At 72.2% G+C, this 19,335-nt stretch carries 20 protein-coding genes and 1 pseudogene; 13 read left to right on the top strand and 8 right to left on the bottom strand.

Going from position 1 to position 19,335, the window contains the following annotated elements; genetic code table 11:
- Positions 1 to 5 precede the first annotated feature (5 nt).
- Positions 6 to 1,508: an MFS transporter gene (locus tag ACZ51D_RS25585; protein WP_465621883.1), complete on the bottom strand. Its 1,503-nt coding sequence runs from the start codon at positions 1,506 to 1,508 to the stop codon at positions 6 to 8.
- On the bottom strand, positions 1,505 to 2,059 hold the full coding sequence (locus ACZ51D_RS25580; RefSeq protein WP_465663618.1) for a MarR family winged helix-turn-helix transcriptional regulator: 555 nt from the start codon (positions 2,057 to 2,059) through the stop codon (positions 1,505 to 1,507). Before ACZ51D_RS25580 ends, ACZ51D_RS25585 begins: the two co-directional genes overlap by 4 nt.
- Before the next feature lie 99 nt (positions 2,060 to 2,158).
- On the opposite strand from ACZ51D_RS25580, the gene ACZ51D_RS25575 reads away from it, so the two are divergent.
- Positions 2,159 to 2,827 carry a response regulator gene (locus ACZ51D_RS25575; protein ID WP_465621881.1) on the top strand — a complete coding sequence of 223 codons (669 nt, stop codon included), beginning with the start codon at positions 2,159 to 2,161 and terminating at the stop codon, positions 2,825 to 2,827.
- Positions 2,828 to 3,131: 304 nt separating this feature from the next.
- Here ACZ51D_RS25575 and ACZ51D_RS25570 read toward each other — a convergent pair whose 3' ends face one another.
- The 3 genes from ACZ51D_RS25570 to ACZ51D_RS25560 all read right to left on the bottom strand — a co-directional run bounded on the left by ACZ51D_RS25570 (position 3,132) and on the right by ACZ51D_RS25560 (position 6,777).
- Positions 3,132 to 4,355: a sensor histidine kinase gene (locus ACZ51D_RS25570; protein ID WP_465663617.1), complete on the bottom strand. Its 1,224-nt coding sequence runs from the start codon at positions 4,353 to 4,355 to the stop codon at positions 3,132 to 3,134.
- A gap of 260 nt (positions 4,356 to 4,615) precedes the next feature.
- On the bottom strand, positions 4,616 to 6,007 hold the full coding sequence (locus ACZ51D_RS25565; RefSeq protein ID WP_465663616.1) for an ABC transporter permease: 1,392 nt from the start codon (positions 6,005 to 6,007) through the stop codon (positions 4,616 to 4,618).
- 5 nt (positions 6,008 to 6,012) lie between these two features.
- A complete protein-coding gene (locus tag ACZ51D_RS25560) occupies positions 6,013 to 6,777 on the bottom strand; it encodes an ABC transporter ATP-binding protein (RefSeq protein ID WP_465663649.1) in 765 nt (254 codons plus the stop codon).
- A 254-nt stretch (positions 6,778 to 7,031) separates the two neighbouring features.
- On the opposite strand from ACZ51D_RS25560, the gene ACZ51D_RS25555 reads away from it, so the two are divergent.
- From ACZ51D_RS25555 to ACZ51D_RS25520, 8 genes are all read left to right on the top strand, one after another.
- Positions 7,032 to 7,433, top strand: a complete 402-nt coding sequence (locus tag ACZ51D_RS25555) for a hypothetical protein (RefSeq protein WP_465663615.1) — start codon at positions 7,032 to 7,034, stop codon at positions 7,431 to 7,433.
- Positions 7,434 to 7,914: 481 nt separating this feature from the next.
- Entirely contained in the window at positions 7,915 to 9,075 is a 1,161-nt protein-coding gene (locus ACZ51D_RS25550; RefSeq protein WP_465663614.1) for a right-handed parallel beta-helix repeat-containing protein, read from the top strand.
- Between the two features lie 193 nt (positions 9,076 to 9,268).
- Positions 9,269 to 9,799 carry a CbrC family protein gene (locus ACZ51D_RS25545; RefSeq protein ID WP_465621873.1) on the top strand — a complete coding sequence of 177 codons (531 nt, stop codon included), beginning with the start codon at positions 9,269 to 9,271 and terminating at the stop codon, positions 9,797 to 9,799.
- Positions 9,800 to 10,168: 369 nt separating this feature from the next.
- Complete coding sequence (locus ACZ51D_RS25540; protein ID WP_465621872.1) at positions 10,169 to 10,684, top strand: hypothetical protein; 516 nt, start codon at positions 10,169 to 10,171, stop codon at positions 10,682 to 10,684.
- Positions 10,681 to 11,487 carry a hypothetical protein gene (locus ACZ51D_RS25535; protein WP_465663613.1) on the top strand — a complete coding sequence of 269 codons (807 nt, stop codon included), beginning with the start codon at positions 10,681 to 10,683 and terminating at the stop codon, positions 11,485 to 11,487. Before ACZ51D_RS25540 ends, ACZ51D_RS25535 begins: the two co-directional genes overlap by 4 nt.
- 38 nt (positions 11,488 to 11,525) lie before the next feature.
- Positions 11,526 to 12,494 (top strand): ketopantoate reductase family protein, encoded by a 969-nt coding sequence (locus ACZ51D_RS25530; RefSeq protein ID WP_465663612.1) that lies wholly within the window; start codon positions 11,526 to 11,528, stop codon positions 12,492 to 12,494.
- A gap of 10 nt (positions 12,495 to 12,504) precedes the next feature.
- Positions 12,505 to 13,095: a DUF6817 domain-containing protein gene (locus tag ACZ51D_RS25525; protein WP_465663611.1), complete on the top strand. Its 591-nt coding sequence runs from the start codon at positions 12,505 to 12,507 to the stop codon at positions 13,093 to 13,095.
- 107 nt (positions 13,096 to 13,202) lie between these two features.
- Entirely contained in the window at positions 13,203 to 13,601 is a 399-nt protein-coding gene (locus ACZ51D_RS25520; RefSeq protein ID WP_360500333.1) for a hypothetical protein, read from the top strand.
- A 298-nt stretch (positions 13,602 to 13,899) separates the two neighbouring features.
- On the opposite strand, the gene ACZ51D_RS25515 is transcribed toward ACZ51D_RS25520, so the two are convergent.
- Both ACZ51D_RS25515 and ACZ51D_RS25510 read right to left on the bottom strand, forming a co-directional pair.
- Positions 13,900 to 14,133, bottom strand: a complete 234-nt coding sequence (locus ACZ51D_RS25515) for a hypothetical protein (protein ID WP_465663610.1) — start codon at positions 14,131 to 14,133, stop codon at positions 13,900 to 13,902.
- Positions 14,134 to 14,235: 102 nt separating this feature from the next.
- A complete protein-coding gene (locus tag ACZ51D_RS25510) occupies positions 14,236 to 15,081 on the bottom strand; it encodes an alpha/beta hydrolase (RefSeq protein ID WP_465663609.1) in 846 nt (281 codons plus the stop codon).
- A gap of 117 nt (positions 15,082 to 15,198) precedes the next feature.
- Between ACZ51D_RS25510 and ACZ51D_RS25505 the strand changes: the two genes are divergently transcribed.
- From ACZ51D_RS25505 to ACZ51D_RS25495, 3 genes and pseudogenes are all read left to right on the top strand, one after another.
- The gene (locus tag ACZ51D_RS25505; RefSeq protein ID WP_465663608.1) at positions 15,199 to 16,131 is read left to right on the top strand and encodes a LysR family transcriptional regulator; all 933 of its coding nucleotides are present in this window, start codon (positions 15,199 to 15,201) and stop codon (positions 16,129 to 16,131) included.
- A 637-nt stretch (positions 16,132 to 16,768) separates the two neighbouring features.
- A complete protein-coding gene (locus ACZ51D_RS25500; RefSeq protein ID WP_465621862.1) occupies positions 16,769 to 17,305 on the top strand; it encodes a hypothetical protein in 537 nt (178 codons plus the stop codon).
- Positions 17,306 to 17,484: 179 nt separating this feature from the next.
- Positions 17,485 to 17,973: pseudogene (locus ACZ51D_RS25495) on the top strand (transposase); the annotation flags it as partial.
- Here the strand turns inward: ACZ51D_RS25495 and ACZ51D_RS25490 are convergent.
- Positions 17,900 to 18,319 (bottom strand): MarR family winged helix-turn-helix transcriptional regulator, encoded by a 420-nt coding sequence (locus ACZ51D_RS25490; protein ID WP_465621860.1) that lies wholly within the window; start codon positions 18,317 to 18,319, stop codon positions 17,900 to 17,902. The pseudogene ACZ51D_RS25495 and the gene ACZ51D_RS25490 sit on opposite strands and share 74 nt — an antisense overlap.
- Before the next feature lie 61 nt (positions 18,320 to 18,380).
- Between ACZ51D_RS25490 and ACZ51D_RS25485 the strand changes: the two genes are divergently transcribed.
- Positions 18,381 to 19,157, top strand: a complete 777-nt coding sequence (locus ACZ51D_RS25485; RefSeq protein ID WP_465663607.1) for an alpha/beta fold hydrolase — start codon at positions 18,381 to 18,383, stop codon at positions 19,155 to 19,157.
- Positions 19,158 to 19,335: the final 178 nt, after the last annotated feature.

The raw sequence follows: 19,335 nt of genomic DNA, 5'->3' as shown, positions 1-19,335 counted from the left end.
CAATGTCACTTCCGGATCCGGCTCGCGATCCGTCCGAGGGAACGGTCGGGCAGGGTCAGGAGGAAGAGCAGGGCCGCGCCGCCGAGCATGAACAGCGCGAGGCCGTGCAGCCCTTCCGTAGTGGCACCGCGACGGAAGAAGGCGGCGTTCGCGGCGGAGGCGGCCATCGCGCCGACGTACATGAAGGTGCGCAGCAGCCCGGCCGCGGAGGCGATGGCGGCCGGATCGGCCTGGTGGTAGAGAGCGGTCTGGGTGCCGATCCCGATCAGGCCCTGCGGGATGCCCGCCACCACACCGACCGCGCTCAGCAGAACGGCCGGGCTGTCCGCGCGCACCCACAGCAGGGCCGCCCCAGCGGCGATCTGGCACGCGGAGCCGATCAGGAGCTTGCCGCGAACGGCCGAACTGCGACCGGTGAGGCCGGAGACCGCGAGGGCGGTGAGCGAGAGCGGCAGCAGGATCAGCCCCGCGCCGGCGGCGGACAGGCCGCGCCCCTCCTCCAGCCACTGGGTGTAGCCGTAAAGGAAGGCGTAGATGGCGGTGCAGCCGAGGAGTTGGCGCACATACGTGGCGATCAGCGGCCGGTTACGGGCGAGCGCCCGCAAGTCGATGAAGGGGGTGCGGGCCCGCGTCTCGCGGACGGCGAAGCCGGCGGCGGCCAGCAGGGCCAGCACCGGCAGGTACCAGAGCGCCGGGCTCGGCTTCATCAGGAACAGCATCAGCGAGAGGAGCAGGACGGCGAAGAGCGCGATTCCGGCGTGGTCGAGGCGGTCGGGCTGGTCGGGCTGGTCCGTTCGGCCGATTCGGTCGGCTTGGCAGATTCGGTCGACCCGGTCGGTTCGGCCGATTCGGTCAGGCCGGTACTGCCGGTCGCGGCGCGCGGCGGCAACGGGCAGGCGGGCCGCACCGAGGACCAGACAGGCAAGCGAGAGCGGCACGTTGACGACGAAGACCGTCCGCCAGCCGCCCGCGCCGATCAGCAGGCCACCGAGGGTCGGGCCGACCACGGCGACGGTCTGGTTGGCGACGGCGAGCACGGTCAGCACCCCGGTGGGGCTGGACCGCCCGGTCCGCTCGGCCTCACCGCGGGTGAGGTGCATCGCGGCGGGGTACGCCGCCGAGGTGCCCAGCCCGAGCAGCACCCGCGCGACGATCAGCAGCCCGAGCGACGGGGCGAGCGCGCCGAGCAGGCCGGCCGTGCCGACCAGTGCCGTCCCGGCGAGATAGAGGCGGCGCGGGCCGTAGGTGTCCACCAGCCGTCCGATCACCGGCTGGCCGACGGCGGTGGCGAGGTAGAGCCCGGTAACCAGCCAGGCGGTCTCGGCGGGCGGCGCGCCGAAGGCAGCCCCCACCGGCACCAGGGCCACCGCGGTCATCGAGGAGTTGATCGGGTTGAGCACCGAGCCGAGCACCATCGGTACGAGCAGCCGTCGATCGAACCCGCCGTCCGGAGCGGACTGCCGACGGTTGGCCCGGAGGCGGGCCAACCGGGCGGCCGGGCCGGTCATCGACGGTTCAGCCGGTCGAGCAGGGTCAAGGCGGCCAGCACGGTGGCGCGTTCGGCCTCGGTGTACTGCTCCTCCATTGCCCTGGCCAGCCACTCCTCGCGTGCCTGACGGCTGTCCGCGATCCGGCCCAGACCGGTCTCGGTGAGGCTGATCAGCTGGCGGCGCCCGTCCTCGGGGTCGGGCCGACGCCCGATCAGGCCGTGTTGTTCGAGCCCGGCAAGGGTGGCGGCCATGGACTGCGGCCGGACCCGCTCGGCGACGGCCAGCTCACTCGCGGAGGTCAGGCCGTCGTTGATCAGCCGGCTGAGCACGGCGGACTGGGAGGGGGTGAGGTCGCTGGTCCCGCTGGCCTCCCGGAGCGTGCGGCGCAGCCGACTGAAAACGGCGCGCAACTCGCGGGCGGCCAGAGCCGCGGAGTCGATGGGGGAAGCCGAGTCAGCGGGGCAAGCGGAGTCAGCGGGGGAAGCGGAGTCAGCGGGGGAAGCGGAGTCGGCGAGGGAAGCGGAGTCGGCGAGGGCGGCGGCAGTACGGACGGTTCGCTTCTCGGTCACGGTTCCACGGTAATTTCATCAGTCTGGACTGTCCAGTCTTGGCTGAAGATTTCTGCGGGTGCGGGACGACCTCCCTCGTATGCCCGGGATAATGGCGGCATGATCGACAATCAGCTCCGCGTCGTCCTCGCCGAGGACTCGGTGATCCTCCGGGACGGGATGGTCGAACTCCTCACCGCGCGCGGCTGCGCGGTGGTCGCCACCGCCGGTACGGCGTCCGAACTGGTCGCCGCCGTCACCGAGCACCGGCCCGACGTGGCCGTGGTGGACATCCGGATGCCGCCGACCCACACCGACGAAGGGATCCGGGCGGCCGTCGAGATCCGGGCCGCGATGCCCGAGGTCGGGATCCTGGTCTTCTCCCAGCACGTCGAAACCACCTGGGCGGCCCGGCTGTTGGCCGACGGCGCCGCCGGTATCGGCTACCTGCTCAAGGAACGGGTGGCCCGCACCTCCCAGTTCGTGGACGCCTTGCACCGGGTCGCCGCAGGCGGCACCGCGCTCGACCCGGAGATCGTCAACGAGCTGATCCGCGGCCGGCGGCGCAGCCGGGTGGACGCGCTCACCCCGCGCGAGCGGGAGGTGCTGGAACTGATGGCGCAGGGCCACTCCAACCGGTCGATCGCCACGCAGCTCGTGGTGTCGGAGCGGGCGGTAGAGAAGCACGTGGCCGCGGTGTTCACCAAGTTCGAGCTGCCGGCGACCGACGCCGACAACCGGCGGGTCAAGGCCGTGCTCGCCTACCTCGCGGAGAGCGGCACATCCTGAGCCGGGCCTATCGGGCCGCTCATGAGCGTTACTCATGGGGCAGGTCATGAGCAGCGTTCATGAGCCCGGCCTCAAGAGCCCTCTCATAGCCAGCGCATGAGCGTTACTCATGGGGCAGTCTCATGAGCGTCGCTCATCGCGCGGTCATGAGCGATGCTCATGGACTGGCCTCATGAGCGTTACTCATAGGCGCGGTCATGAGCGTCACTCATGGGCCAGGCGCATGAGCGTCGCTCATCGAAGCACTCATGAACGGTGCTCATGCCCCGGCCATGAGCCGCTCTCATGGCCGCCCCTGCCCCCGTCAGAGCCTGCCGGGCAGCTCGGCGCTGACCACCGTCGGTCCGCCCGGCGGGCTGTCCACCCGCAGCACCCCGTCCACCGCCGCAAGTCGCTCGGCCAGGCCCGCCAGTCCGGTGCCCGTGCCGATCGCGGCGCCGCCGCGCCCGTCGTCGCGTACGGTCAGCCGGACCGTCCCGTCGGCCGCGCTCGCGGTCAGCTCCGCCGACCGCGCGCCGCTGTGCTTGGCCATGTTCGTCAGCAGTTCGGCCGCGCAGAAGTAGACGGCCCGTTCTATCACCTCCTCCGGCCGCTCCCGCAGGTCCAGCCGGACCGTGACCGGCACCGGCGAGGCGGCGGTGAGCCCGGGCAGTGCCTCGGCGAGCCCGCCGTCCAGTGCCACCGGGTGGATGCCCCTGGTCAGTCGACGCAGGCCGGTGATGGTGTCGTCGGTCTGCCCGCGGGCCCGGTCGACCAGGGTGCGCAGCCGCCCGAGGTCGGGCTCGGCCGGGTCGGCGAGGGCGTCGTCGGCCAGTGAGAGAGTGATGGCGAGCGCGACCAGTTGCGCCTGGGTGCCGTCGTGCAGGTCGCGTTCGAGGCGCCGGAGTCGGCCGCTGTTCTCGGCCAGCAGGGTGGCCCGGGCGCTCTCCAGCTCGCGCACCCGCTGCTGCGAACGGACCGGCCCGAGCAGCGTGCGGGCGAGCGCCCGGTTGGCCCGGCTCAACGCCCGCAGGACGGCGGGTACGGCGGCCAGCAGCGCGAGGCCGGCCGGTATCGCGCCCACGTCCCACCAGCCGACCGGCCTGGGGCCCGGCTCCAGCAGCCGTACCCAGAGCGGGAAGCCCATCAGCCAGACGCTTCCGAGCGGCAGCCCGATCGCGGCCAGGAAGCCGAGCACCCCCACCGGCAGCCGTAGGAAGAGGTAGAGCAGCACCCGCCAGGCGACTGGGTCGGTCAGCACCGCCCGGCCCCGGGCGAGCACCCCCGACGGGCGGGGCAGCGGCAGCGGCTCGGGCACCGCTTCGTCGAGCAGCCGCCGGACCAGCCACCGGTGCAGCCGGCCGATCCGCCGTGCCCCGAGCAGGGAGGCCACCACGAAGGGCAGGCCCAGCACGGTGAGCGAGAGCAGTGCCCCGGCGTAGAGGACGGCGACCGCGTAGACGCCGCCGAGCACCCCGAGCGGCAGTCCGAGGACGGCGAACGCCGCCTCGTCACCGCGCACCGCCAGGAATCGCCGCCGCTCAGCCATCGTCCGCGTCACCGCTGTCCACCGCATCGCCTTCCGTCGCACCGCCGTCCACCTCACCACTCACCCGCCGATCGGCCCCCAGCATTCACCAGGCACCGCAGGCACCACCGCATCACCCTGTCTTCCCCCGGCTCCACCGCCCAGCACGGCCGCCGACCCGCTCGCCTCGCCGCCCACGCCCGCACCCCCACTTCCACCTCCACACCCACCCCCACGCCCACCCCACCCCCACACCCACCGCCACGCCCGAACCCGTCACCTCACCCCCGTTCCCCGCCCACCGACTCCACCGCCGATCCCCCGATCGCCCACAGCCCCGTGCCCACGATCCCGGGCACCGTCAGGACCGCCGCGCCCAGCACCACCCAGGCGCACCCCGCGCCCGGCACCACCGGCACCACCGATCCCCGCACCGCCCAGCTGAACGCCCCCGAGGCCGCAGCCGCGACCGCCGCGCCCAGCAGCACGCCGACCGCCGTGGTCAGCAGCGCCTCCACGGAGAGCATCCGCAGCAGTTGCCGTCGCGTTGCCCCCACCAGGCGCAGCAGCGCGAACTCGCGGCGCCGGTCGGCGGTCAGCGCGACCAGGGTGTTGACCGTGGAGACCGCCGCGAAGCAGACCAGCAGGCCGAGTTCCGCCTGGCGCAGCCAGACGTCGCTCGCTTTGGTGACGCTGGTCGCGGCGCCGGTGGCCCGGGCCACGCGTTCGGCGGTGCTGGTCATGATCAGCATCGTGCCGGAGAGCCCGACCAGCAGCGCGACCGGGACCACGGCCGAGGAGAGCCGGGCCGCGTAGCCGCGCAGGTTGGCATCGGCCAGCCAGCCGGCCCGCGGGACGAGCGCCCGGACCGGGACGCCGAGCACGGCGGCCAGCGCCCGCGCCGCCAACGGCCCCAGCAGGGCGACCGCGACCAACAGCACCAGCGAACCGAGCAGCGAGGCCTGCCCCGCCTTGTCCAGCTCCCCGGGCGGCCTGGTCGCGGCCAGCCTCAGCAGCAGCGCACCGCCCGCCAGCACGGCTGCCCCGGCGAGCAGCCGCAGCACGCCCGTCCCCCGCGGGCCGCCCGTCCCCTCCGTCAGGGCCACGGCCGGCGCGGGCCGGGTGATCCGCCGGGCCGCGACGGCGGTGGCCACCATCCCGACCAGCAGCGCCACGCCGAGCGCGACCAGCATCGGCACCGGTGACCCGGGTATGTGCAGACCGGGCGCGGCCATCCCGCGCCGCTGCAGGGCGGTGAGGAAGGCGCGGGCGGCGAGGAGGCCCACCGCGCAGCCCGGGACGGCCGCCAGCAGGACGGTGCCCAGGACCTGGGCACGGATCACCCGCCGCACCTGGCGGGGTGTCGCCGCGACGGTGCGCAGCAGGGCCAGGTCACGGTGCTGCTGACGGAGGGTGAAACCGAGCGCGTTGGCCACGACGAACAGCGCGACCAGGACGGCGATCTCGCCGAACGCCGCGGCGATCACCATCACTCCCGGCCCGGCCACCGGTGCCCGTGCCACCCCCGCCGGGGCCGTCACCTGCGCGGCGACCAGCGAGCCGAACAGCGTCACCGCCGCCATCGCCAGGAACAGTGCCGCCCCCAGCCCGGCGAAGGCCGCGGGCCGCCGCCGGATCTGCCCGCCGGACAGGGCCAGGACAGGACTGCTCATCGCGCTCACCCGCCCAACCGGCTCAGCCGCTCGCCGACCTGCGCGGCGGTCGGCTTGACCAGTTCGTCCACCAGTAGCCCGTCCGCGAGCAGCAGCACCCGGTCCGCATAACCGGCGGCCGCCGGGTCGTGGGTGACCATCACACAGGTCTGACCGTCGGTGTCGACGCCCGTGCGCAGCAGGTCGAGGATGTCGTGCCCGGTCGCCCGGTCGAGCGCGCCCGTCGGCTCGTCGGCGAACAGCACCTCCGGCCGGGCGACCAGCGCCCGGGCGATCGCCACCCGCTGCTGCTGGCCGCCCGACAACTGGCCGGGCCGGTGTCGTTCGCGCCCGGCGAGCCCGACCCGGGCCAGTGCCTCCCGTACCCGGGCCCGCTCCGGCGGCTGTCCGGCCAGCCGCCCGGGCAGCTCGACGTTCTGGGCGACGGTCATCGCCGGCATCAGGTTGAAGGCCTGGAACACGAACCCGATCCGAGTGCGGCGCAGCTCCGCCAACCGCTGCTCGGGCAGCCCGGACACCTCCGTGTCGCCCCACCGGACGGTGCCGCGGGTCGGCCGGTCCATCCCGGCCAGGCAGTGCAGCAGGGTCGTCTTGCCCGAGCCCGAGGGCCCCATCACCGCCGTGAAGGTCCCTGGCGTGAAGGCCACGGACACTCCGCGCAGCGCCCGGACCGCCGCCGTGCCGCGCCCGTACTCCCGGTGCAGCCCGTCCCCACTCAGGGCCGCGCCCGTCACCCCGTCATGCGCCGCCGGGGCTGCGGCTGTCGTCATCCCGTTCATGCCCTCCATCGTGGGCGTCCGGGGCCGGGAGATCGATTGTGCTGGCCCCCGAATCCGGGGTTCGGAAAACCGAACCCCGCAGGTGGTGCCGACTCCTTCGACCAGTCGACTCGAACGGCCACCGACGCGACCCGACATTCCACCGGTCGTCACCCACGACGCGCACGGCGGCTGCTACGGCCGCGTGCCGTCGCCCGGCCACCCGACAACCCCGCGCCCCCACCCCGCCTGTCAGCGGCCCCGTCATGACGGCCGAGAGCGAACACGCCAGGAAGATCGCGACCCTGGCGCGGCGCTTCAGCGTCGGCTGTCTGGTCGCGCTGCTGCCCCGCGCCCACCGCGCGCCCGCGCTCGCGCTCGCCGAACTCGTCGACGGCCTGATCACCGCCGAACAAGCGGTGGCCCATACCCGCCCGGCCGCCGCCGTCGCCTGCCACGCCGGCCAGACCTCCTCCTTCTCCGCCGACGCCCAGGAGCCGGGCGGCGGTCTCGCCGCCTTCCACACCGCCGCCCGCGCCCACCTGGCCCGCCATCTGGCCTCGTACCCGCACGCCCCCGGCTTCTGGCACGAGGTCGGCGCCCTGATGCACCCCTTCCGGGGCACCCTTCCCGCCCTCCTCGCCGCCGCCCACGTGGCATCCCCCTGACCTCCGCGCGCCCCCGGAGAACGGCGGATCGTCACCGTGGGTGGGACGTCGGAAGTACGTGACGAACCGGACCGGCCGGGTCGGTCCCTGCGTGGGCAACTGGTCGAGCTGATCGCCGCTTTGAGCCCCGGCGCCGACCTCAGCCTGCTGTTCCTCGACGAGCCGTCGGTCGCCGACTGGCACGAGCCGCTGCGCTACCACTACTCGGCCGTGTTCCGCGGCGAACGTCCCGCGAGGGTCACCGCTACCGAGACCGTCTCCCGTCACACCCGGTTGGTGCCTGCTTGTGAGCCTGACCTGACAAGGGACTGCCGGGATCCGGGGTGTCCCCTCTCGGCGATGCGAGGAGGAGAGGAACGCCGGGAGTTCGGGCGGTGCGAACGGGCGTCCTCGACGCGCCCGAGCAGTTGCGTAGCGTGATGATGCTCTTACGGATTGTCGATCATCCTGGGAGACGAAAGTGAAGAGACGTGTCACCGCTATGGCCTTCCTGCTCGCTCTGCTGGCCAGTGTCTCGGCGACGGGCACGGCCCGGGCAGCGCCGGTCACGCCACCCGTGGCCTCCGACTGCTCGCAGGACGTCACCGATGCGTTCAACACCTGGCTGGGCGGGGTTCCCGACGGGGCGACCATCCGCCTGGCCCGCAACGGCTGTTACCTGACCAACGGCTCGATCACCTTCACCCAGCGGAGGAACATCACCATCGAGGGCGGCGGCGCGACCATCAAGGCCACCGTCGACGCGCCCGTGAGCACCAACCGCGCGCGGCTCTGGTTCGACCGCGGGGGCGGCTTCGTCGTCCGGGATCTGACTCTGCAGGGTACGAATTTCTCCGAGCACTGCGCGGTGGTCGGCCAGCCCTCCTGCTACAACTCGGCGCGGGAGCACGACGCCGGAGTCAAGATCGGGGGTGCCGACGGCGTTCTGCTCGAACGGCTGCACATCGAGAACACCTGGGGCGACGCCGTGGAGCTCTTTTCCGGTGGAACGTGGGACGGCCAGGGCAACGGAGCCGTGGCGCCGCGCGATGTCACCGTCCGCGACTCAACAGTCCACACGACCGGCCGGCACGCGTTCTCGTGCGACAACTGCCACAACTACGTGATCGAGCACAACGACGTGAGCAACGTCGGCTACTGGATGACCGACGTGGAGATCGAGGGCGCGGTGTGGACCGGGGACGTGACGCTCGTCCGGAACACCTACCGCGATGTCTACCTCGGGCTGCTGGCTGCGGCGAGCGACTACGGGGTGAAACCCGGTCCGTTCATCCTCCGCGACAATGTCCAGACCAGTGACCCCGTCACCTGTTATCCCCCGGTCTACATCGCTCCACCGAGCAACGAATACGGCCCGGCACAGGTCACGGGGAACTCCCTGAGATCGTTCGGCACCACGATCGCGCTCGGAAACGTCTCCCGGGCCGATGTCTCCGGAAACACCACCACCATCCAAGCCGGCGGCTGCGGTTTCGCCGCCGGGGTCGAACTGGTCGGCGTGCCGAGCGGCGAGGTGATCCACAACACGTTCATCGGCGCGGAAGCTGTCGTGCAGACCTACTCGTCAACGGTCACCGTGTGCGGCAACCGTACGACGGCGTCGGGCCCGTACAACGAGCCGGTGCCCTGCGGCAGGGTGTAGACGGGGGGCGAGCCGCAGCGGGGGCCTCAGGGGGCGGGCCCCCGTCCGTCTCGCCCGGCCCCTGGCCACCGACCTCCGCCGCCCGTGGGAGAAACCCGCCGAACCGAACAAGCTCGCCACCTCGGAGAGCTGGTGGGTGTACGCGGCGTCGTCCAGCTGAGCAGCCGTCGCTGCGGTGATACGGTCGCTCGCCGTGACAGAGCCGCTTCCAGAATTCCCGTATCACCCCGACCCGATGGCCACCGGCGCCATCGTCCAGTCCGGCGCAGAGTGCATCTGCTGCCGTCGGGTCCGTGGCTACATCTACGCCGGCCCGGTCTACGCAGCGGAGAACCTTCGGGGTCGGTTGTGTCCGTGGTGCATCGCCGACGGCAGCGCAGCCGAACGCTTCGAGGCCCAGTTCACAGACGTCGTCGACGACGTGCCGCTGGACCGGCTCTTCGCGATCACACAACGCACGCCAGGATTCAGCGGGTGGCAGCAGGAACGCTGGCTGATCCATTGCGGCGACGGTGCTGCCTTCCTCGGGAGCGCCGGGGCCACCGAACTTGTGGACCACCCCGAAGCGTGGGCAGCGCTTCGGCAGGAACTCAGCCACGGGCCTTGGTCCTCGGCGCAGGCCGAGCAGTACCTCAGGGCCTTGACCAGGAACGGCCAGCCAACCGCTTACCTCTTCCGTTGCCGGGTCTGCGGCACCCACCTTGCATACGCGGACGCCACGTAGGCCCGGGCGAGAGGTTGAAGAGCAAGCTCACGTACTCTGCTAGGAGTGCGAGGGCCCCAGGTGGCGCTCCGGATGCGGCGGCCGCGGGTGGGTACCCAGCGAGCCCCACGGACGGACCGGCTGCATCGAAATGCCACAGGGAACAGGTGTGCCCGATCTGCCGGGGCGGGGGTCAACTGACCCTCTCCCAGCTGTCGGAACACCCACGGGGCTACTACCCGGGAGTGGGCTGACCCTGACGCGTGGGCCCGGTCGTTCTTCGCGAGGTTCGCCTGCCGCTGGAACCGGTCGCCACAGCGGTCGCGGAGCGGGCTCACCATTTTCCGCCCCGGCCTCCCCTCCGCCCGCCTCGCAAGAGACCATGATCGGGTGACCATCGACCTGCTGCCCGGCCACGGCGTCCGCCTGCCCGCGCCGCTGCCCGAGGTGCGCTTCGGCCTCACCGAGGCGGCGGTGCGCACGTTGCTGGCCCCGCACGGCGAGCTGCTGCCCGACGGCGTGCGGAACACCTTCGTCTGCGGCTGCCGTTGGGCGCTGGCCTTCCAGCTGCCCGGGGTGGGCGTCACCCTCTGCTCGGACGACCGCGACCGCCTCTGCAGCGTGACCGTCGGCCGGAACCCGAGCGACGACCGGCCCGCCTGCCCGGTCGGCTACCGGGGGATCGACCTGCTCGGCTGGCCGGCCCACGAGCTGGTCGAGGCGTTGCGCGCCGAGGGGTTGCCGGTGCCCGATCCCACCCGCGGCACCCTCCACCACTACCCGCTCCACCTCTACCGCCACCACGCGCCGGGCCGGTCGGCCGCGCCGGGGCGGAAGCCGCGCCACGAAGGGCCGTTCAGCTTCGACGTCGTCTCCTTCTACGAAGCCGCCGAGGCCACCCCATGACCCCACGAATCTCGTCGCCCTCGCCGACCCCGGCATCCTCGTCGCCCTCGCCGACCCCGGCATCCTCGACGCCCTCGCCGACCCCGCAGCCCACCGGCACCGCAACCGGTCCGCACGACGCCGCTTTCCTCCCCCGCCTGCAGTTCGTCCTGCGGGAGCCCGAGCGGCCGATCACCGCTCCCGTCCCCAAGCTCGGCGGCGAGCCCTGCTGGCTGGCCGAACCCGCCTGGCCGCTCTCGCCGACGACCGGTGAACCACTGTTGTTCATCGGCCAGTTCGCCGTCCCCGGCGAGGAGCTGCGACTCGCCTACCTCTTCCTGGAGGAGGGGGAGATCACGGGTGGCATCGACCCGGAGGCGGGCGACGCCCTGCTGCTCGTCCAGCCGGGCGGGCGGATCCCGCCCTTCGCCGTCATCGGCCCGCCCGACACCCGCGGCCGTACGCTGTGGCGCCGCGACCCGGACGGCGACGAGACACCGGTCGAGTTCCACCTCGATCTGCGGCCGCTGCCTGAGGACCTCGACCGGTCGATGGACGAACGGGCCGTCTTCCAGCGGTACTTGCGCGGCGAGGGCCCCGAGGTCCGGTTCCCGGACGGCGGTCACGTGCACGACCACGTCGGCGGTCTCCCGTCCTTTCCGAGCGGCCAAGCCGAGGTCCCCGCGCCCTGGCGGTACTTCTTCGCCCTCTCGGACGCCCCGGACGAGGGCGATCCGTACTTCCTCGACTTCGGTTACGGCGACGGCTTCGGCTTCCTCAGCCCGGACGGTCTGGAGGGCCGCTTCTTCTGGGACATCCCGTAACCGCCCCCCCAACCCGCTTCTCACCCACAGGAGTCAGCATGACCACCACCCCCCTGACCGTCGCGATCCTCGGACCGGGCGGCGTCGGCGGACTGATCGGCGGACTGCTCGCCCGCGACGGGCACCGCGTCGTCTGCCTGGCGGGCGAGGAGACCGCCGCCATCCTCGGCCGGGACGGACTACACGTCCACAGCGGGCAGTTCGGCGACTTCACCGCCGCGGTCGAGGCCGCCACCGAGCTGCGCGAACCGGTCGACGCCGTCTTCGTGACCGTCAAGGAGACGGCCCTGGCGGCCGCCCTCGACCGGCTGCCGCCCGAGGTGCTCGGCACCGGGATCGTGGTGCCGTTGCTCAACGGCCTGGACCACATGGCGGTCCTACGCCGGCGCTACCCGGCCGCCCGGGTCGTGGCCGGCACGATCCGGGTCGAGGCCACCCGCACCGCGCCCGGTCGGATCGAGCACACCAGCCCGTTCGCCGCCGTCGAACTCGCCGCTCCCAGCGAACCCAACTCCCCCGTCGGGGAGTTCGCCGATCGACTGCGGCACTCCGGCCTGGCCGTGACGCTGTGCGAGGACGAGACGGCGATGCTGTGGAGCAAGTTCTCCTTCCTCGCCCCGTTGGCGCTGCTCACCACCCGCCATGCGAGCGACGTCGGCACCGTGCGCACCGAGCACCGGCCCGAACTCCTCGCCGCGCTGGATGAGATCACCGCCGTCGCCCGGGCGGTCGGCGCGCCCGCCGACGCGCAGGCCCTGCTCGCGGCGGTCGATCGGGTCCCCGGGGCGATGAAGTCCTCGATGCAGCGCGACGTGGAGGCCGGCCGCCCGACCGAGCTCGGCGCCATCGGCAGCGCCGTCCTGCGGGCCGCCGGCACGCACGGGGTGGCCGTCCCGACCCTCGCCCGACTGGTCGGCGAGCTGTCAGAGGCCGCCGGACGGGGACGGCCGCCGGGGCGCGGACCCGCGCGGGGCCCCAACGATCAGAATCTGGCGGAAACGAGTTAGGACGCGCGAGGTGACGCCTTCCGACCACCGAAGCGCGCTCGCGTGGGACCGCGTCGAAACCTTCCTCCGCGCCCACGGCACCGACCGGATCCCCCACCCGGGCGGCACGCTGCTGTCCCATCTCCTCCGGGTGGCAGGCCTGTTGGCGGACTGGGGCTGCGACCATGCCGTCCGGGCCGCCGGGCTCTGCCACGCCGCGTACGGAACCGACGGATTCGACCAGGCCCTGCTGGGGCTCGACCGACGGGACACCCTGGTCGACCTCATCGGCCACCGCGGCGAAGCACTCGTCCACCTCTACGCCAGCTGCGACCGGGCGGCCGTCTACCCGCGCCTGGGGGTCGACGAACCGGTGGTGTTCCGCGACCGGTTCACCGGGGCCGACCACACCCCGCCGGAGGAGGACCTGCGGGCCTTCCTCGCCATCACGGTCGCCAACGAACTCGACGTCCTGGCTCACAACGCGGACCTGGCCGCCCGCTACGGACCAGCCCTGTACGGGCTCTTCGCCCGCACCCGCGACCTCCTGCCGCCCGCCGCCTGGCAGGCCTGCACCGACCTCCTCGGACCGGGAACGCCCGGTCCGGACCAGGCAAACTGACTGATTGCCACATTCGGTAACGGGCAAAGGCTTTGCCAACCCTTCATCCACGCTGCCGGAACCGCCTTACGGCAAAACGGCGTTGTGCAGGCGGGAGGGATTCTGACATGACAAGAAAGCCGTACCGCCTGGCCGCCACCGCACTCGCGGTGCTCGTCGCGGCCCCGTTGTTCACCGCGTGCAAGAACGCCGACCAGGCCATCGACTGTGGGAAGCGTGCGATCAGCCTCACCGGCGATGTCCAGGACCTCGCGGACTCAGCGGTCAACGTCGGCCAGATCACCGACGAGGAGCGCCGCAAGCACACCACCAACGCTTTGAAGAAGATCGTCGACGATACCAAGAAGATCCATCAGGACGGTGGGGGCAAGCTCGACACCGCCACCGACAAGCTCTCCAAGGCTGTCGACGATGCCCTCGACAAGGTCTCCCACAACCAGCAGCCCGACTTCGGCGCGATCACCAGCGCCGCCGGTGACGTGACCAAGGCCTGCGCCACAGCCTGACCAGCCCCCGCCACACCGCGGTCGCTACCAGGATCTGCCGCTCCCGGCCCGGGCACCGACCGGGCCGGGAGCACCACGGAGCACCCACCGCCACCGGTCGCCACCGGCCCGCACTTCTGCCTCGGCGCCGCCCTGACCCGCATGTTCCTGCACACTGCCTACCAGGCTCTTTTCGCCGCCGCCCAGGGGATGTCGTGCGGCGGGATAGCCGCATCTGCCAGTGGCGCGGCCGGTCGGTTCCGATCGCGCATCCGAAGGCTGATCAGCGCGGTGACGGTGAAGACGGCGGCCTCGTAGATCATGGCGTGCCGAAACGCGGCGCCCGGGCCGGCGGGTGCGAGGTAGACGAGCCCCGCCGCATCCACCCTATCGACCCGCCCAGCTGCTGAGCCGTGGGCAACAGCCCGGACACAGAACCGGCCGCGGAGGCGGAGGTCAGGGTGTACCCGGCCACCATCAGCTGCACGGCACCCGGGTCGGCCCGGATCGCCGGGGCGGCGATCTGCCCGATGGTGACGTTGAGCAACTGCACGGATGTCGCACAGCACGACCGGCAGTACGAGCCGCCCGCCGGCACCGGCCGCGAGCCGGCCCGCGCTCAGGAACGGGAAACCCTTCACGGGCCGATACCGGCTCACGAGGCGAGGACCGCGGCGAGCTCGCCCGGCCGGGCTGCGAACGGGCTGTGGCTGCCGGGCAGGGTATGCACAGTGAACGGGTTACCGGGGAAGGCCCGGTCGGCTTCCGCGATCGTCAGGTCCTGCGCGGCCGGTGCCAGCGCCCGGTCCTCGGCGCAGCGCAGGAAAGTTCGTGGAATTCGTCCCCACCGTGCCGCGGTCAGGGTGACCGGAGCCGTCGGGATCGCCAGGGGCAGATCAGGGCTCAGCGCGGACCGCCACCGGTCAAAGCGGTCCAGCGGGGTGTCGTGGTAGTGGGTTTCCCGCAGTTCGTCGAGGTAGGCGGGATCCGGTGAGAGCGGATTGATCCGTACGGCGCCCAGGGCCTCGGGGTCGCCGAGGTTCAGGTTCCGGCCCAGCGCGGGGGCGTTCTCGGGTGAGCCCAGGTAGTCGAAGAACCGCGGCCGCCCGCCCGGGACGAACGCGGACAGGTAGACGATCCGGTCCACCAGCTCGGGTGCCCACTCCGCGGCCAGGGACGCGGGACCGCCGCCCGCGCTGTGCGCGACGAGCACGACAGTGCGATGGTGACGCACCTGGCGCAGGACGCTCAGTACTGCCTCGGCGCAGTCGTCCATCGCCAGGGGGGCGAGCCGTGACTTCTCGGTCAGCAGGCCCGGCTGGCCGGGCAGCAGGTATCCGGTTGGCAGGGGTGCGTCGAAGCCGTGCCCCGGCAGGTCGACGGCCACGCTCGCAGCGCCCAGTCCGGCCAGCGCGCGCTGCGTCGCTGCCCACTGTCCGGAGCTGTGCCAGGCGCCGTGCACGAAAACGAAGACGGTGCCGGTCAGAGATACGTTCTTCATGGCTCCATTCCAGACAGGAACCACCGCGCCATCCAGTCATAGATCTGGTAAGTGGCATGGCAATATCTTTGAGGTCTTGTCGGCAGCCGATGGGATCGATGGGATGGAGGGCGAGCCATGGAAGCGCGACACCTGCGGTACGCGGTTGCTCTCGCCGAGCACGAACACTTCGGCCGGGCGGCCGGCGAGCTGGGCATCGCGCAGCCGCCGTTGTCCAAGCAGATCGCCGACCTGGAGCGCGAGGTCGGGGCCCGGCTGTTCGACCGCACACGTCAGGGGGTGTTCCCGACCGCCGCCGGTGAGGCGTTCCTCGCGCGGGCACGCCGGGCGCTCGACGAGATCGCGGCGGCCACGGTCGATGCGGGCCGGGCCGCGCGCGGCGAGACGGGACGTCTGCGCCTCGGCTTCATCGCCTCGGCACTGCTCGACCCGCTGCCGGGCGTCCTGAGCCGGTTCGGCCGTGAACGGCCCGACGTGAGACTGGAACTGCACGAGATGGCGACCAACCGCAGCAGCTCGGCTCTCGTCGCCGGGGAGCTGGACGTGGCCCTCACCCTCGGCCCGCCACGGGGCGCCGGAGCCGAGCATCTCGTGTCCGTCCCGATCGGACGCGACCACGTGATCGCTGTGGTAAGTACGGTGCACCCGTACGCGGGTCAACAATCGGTAACGGCCGACCAGTTGCGGCGACAGCCACTGATCGTGTCGGCCGGCGAGGACGAGCCCGCCGTAGTCGCCGGACTGCGCACCCTGCTGGGCACGGACTCATCGGCTCTCGCCGGCGCGACCGTCGCGAGGGACGTGCACACGATCATCGGCCTCGCCGCCTCGGGCGTGGGCGTCGGCCTGGGGCCGTCCCGCATGAGGGCGGTCCCGCGTCCGGGAGTGCGGTTCTGTGAAGTGACCCCGCGCACGCCCCTGCCCGATCTCGTCCTGTCCTTCGCGGGCCGCGATCACTCCCCGGTGCTGCGCGCCTTCCTCGACATCATCCGGAAGAACTGCCCCGACGTCGGTGCCGCGCTCAACGACCGGCTCCGGCACCACACTTGATTCGGGCCGGTCATCCCTTCGCGTGGGCGTGTCCGGCCTTCCGGCACGGGTCTGCTTCGGCGGGAGGCGCACGGCGTACCCGAGCGAGTCTCAGAACGTTGCGTCGACCCGCAGGCCCGGTACCTGTCACCGCTCGCCGCAGTCACCGAAGAGGCCGAGCGCAGACCTGACGGGGCATCCAGGCGTCGGGGCTTGCGCCGAGGGCGTCCGCGAAGTCCCCGGATCGGTGCGACCGCGTCCAGCAGTGCCAGGAGTTGGGTGCTGTCGTCGTGGGGCATACCGAGCGGGTGCGCACCGCGACCGCCGACACCTGTCCGGTCACTGGTCCTGGACCGGCCCGCCGTCGGCAACGCCGGCGTCGAACGGGCGGGACGGCCCGGCGCGCCCGCCCGCCGGCTGTGGAAGCTGACCACCCGCGCCACCGCCGAGGCCGTCGCCGACCGCGGGCCCGCGACCTCGACCAGGCCCGATGCCTCGCGAGACGGCGATGGCCGAGCGCTCCGGGAGCTCCCGGCGCACGCCCGCTCGCGACCGTCGACTTGCAAGCGGGCATCACCCTGCCGGGTGATACACCCGCCTTGCGAGCGTCCCTACATTGGCGATGGCACATTCCGCTGGCATCCGTCTCGGAGGCATCATGTCATCGCTGCGCACCGGACTTACCGCCGTAACCGTCGCCGTGCTCGTGGGCGCCACGACCGTCGCAACCCAGACCACCGTCACCGCGGCCCCCGCGGCGCCCACGGCGGTCCGAGGAATCGCCCACCTCAACACGGTGGTCAACCTGCCGCCCGGTGTGTGGACCGACGCCCCGCTGGAGGTCACCCTGCCCCGGGCCGGGACCTACGAGCTCGACGCGAACGTCCGTGGCCGTCTCGCAGGCGTTCCCCCGGTCAACACGTACATCACCGCTCGGCTGTGGGATGCCACATCGAACACCGCCGTCGCGGACAGCGAGCGGCTCGTCTACCAGGTCATCGACCTGAACCCCGGCAACGCCCAGGCCGGCGGTAACGCGACCGCACCGATCAGCGAGCTGATCCACGTGAACAGGCCGACCACGATCCGGCTGCAGGGCATCCGAAGCGACGCAGTCGGGACAGCGTCCGTTGCCCAGATCTACTCCGACGCCGCCGGTCGCACGTCACTGCGCTACGACCGGGTCGGCCCCTGAAGTTGGAACCAGAGCTCCGAGGATGCGTCGGTTACGCGAGGCGTCTGAGCTGAGCTTGTCGTTGAACCTCGCTGGTCACCCGACCTGCTGATCTGCGGTTCCTTCCGGGACAGCGGAGGCGGCCGTTCTCCACGCTTCGAGATGTCGAGTCACGAAATGCGAGAGAACGGCCGCTGCCCATGAGTCTTCCCGCCGACGCGCCCGTAGGGGACGCGTTGGGCATTCTGTGCCGCTTTCGGGTCGAGTTCCCCGAGAGTCTGTACAAGCGAGCGGATGTGCTCTTCGAGCTCACCGACGCGCTGTTGTGCACGGAGGGGCCGGTCAAGACGCTTGTGGACCTGTCGCTGGCGGCCGAGCACCGGCGCGGGCACGGCGCGATGTACGCCGCGCTGGACCGGGGCCGGCTCGAGCCGACCCGGCTGCGACGCACACGTGCCGCCCTGCCGATCCCCCGGCTTGCCGTCCCCGTCAGCCCCCTCCGCGTCAGGATCTCCGAGTCGGCGGTCGTGCGATTCCAGCACGCCTCCCACGCGGCCTACGCACAGTTTCCCCACTCGTTGGCAGATCGAGATCCGCCAACCTCACCACCCGCTTTTATCCGCCCGCTCCGGCGGCGAGCCGCCTCAGCAGGTCGAGCAGGGCGGCTCGGTCCACCTCGGACAGGGGGGCGAAGCAGTCGGCGAGCACCTCGTCGGCGACCGTATGGCCGGCCGTCAGAACCTGCTCACCGGCGGGCGTGAGGTGGTGCTCGATGCGGCGGCCGTGCCCGGGGCGGCGCTCCACGAGGCCCTGGGCGGCCAGGCGGCCGACGAGCGCCCCGAAGGCCTGTTCGCTCTGGAAGGTCGCGACGGCCAGCGCACGCGCCGAGGCCCCGGGTGAACGGCTGATCGCGCGCAGGGCGTCCCACTGCGCCAGCGTCGTGCCGACGGCCGCGAGGGCACTGTCGAGCGCCCGATGCTGTCGGTACTGGGTCTGCTTGACCGCTCTGCCGAGTTCCTGCAGCTCACCATGCATGGAGTGATCCTACGACACAACCAAGCTAGCTTATATAAAGATATTTAGTTACTGTGGAGCCATGCACCTCGACCTGTCCCTCACCCTGTCCGAGACGGGCGCCGGCCGGCCCGTCCTCCTTCTCCACGGCGGCGGAGGCCCCGCCACGGTCGCCGGCCTCGCCGAGCACCTCTCCAGGAGCGCGCACACCATCACCCCCGTCCACCCCGGCTGGGACGGCACACAGCGCCCCGCCTGGCTCACCGGCATCGACGACCTCGCCCTCGCCTACCTGCATCACCTCCACGACCACCACCTCAAGGACGTCCTCGTCGTCGGCTCCTCGCTCGGCGGCTGGATCGCCGCCGAGATGGCCGTCCGCGACAGCGCGGGAGTCATCACCGGCCTCGTCCTGATCGACGCCGTCGGCGTCGACGTCGAGGCGGAGCCGATCACCGACGTCTTCGCCCTCGACGCCCGCGGGCTCGCCGAGCTCTCCTGGCACGACCCGGACCGCTACCACGTCGACCCCGCCGACCTGCCACCCGGCGAACTCGCCCGCAGGCAGGCCAACCTGGCCACCATGCGAACGCTCGCAGGCGACCCCTACATGCACGACCCCAAGCTGTTGCGCCGGCTCGGCCGCGTCCGGGTCCCGACCCTCCTGCTCTGGGGCGAGAGCGACCGCATCGTCACCCCCGCCTACGGCGCGGCCTACGCCGCCGCCTTCGGCGACGCCCGCCTCGAACTCGTCCCCCGGGCAGGACACCTCCCGCAGCTCGAACAGCCGGAGGCCACGTCCGCGCTGATCGAAGCCCACCTGCACCGGACCACCACCCGTCCCGTGACCGCCGGGTGACCCACGAGCGGGGCCGAGAGCCGCTGTCCGCCGGGCGACTGTCGGACGGGTGACGGGTGACGGGTTCGCGCGTCGCCCGCCGCACAGTCGGCCCGGCGGGCACCCGCCGCCGGTGGACGCTCTCGGAGCGCTGCTGCTGATCGGCGTCGCCGGCCAGGTCAGCTGCACCGGCGACTGG

It is taken from the genome of Kitasatospora sp. NPDC033851 (assembly GCF_055576085.1).
Note: the sequence above shows the minus strand (reverse complement) of the source record. Positions and strands in the feature narration are given on the sequence as shown.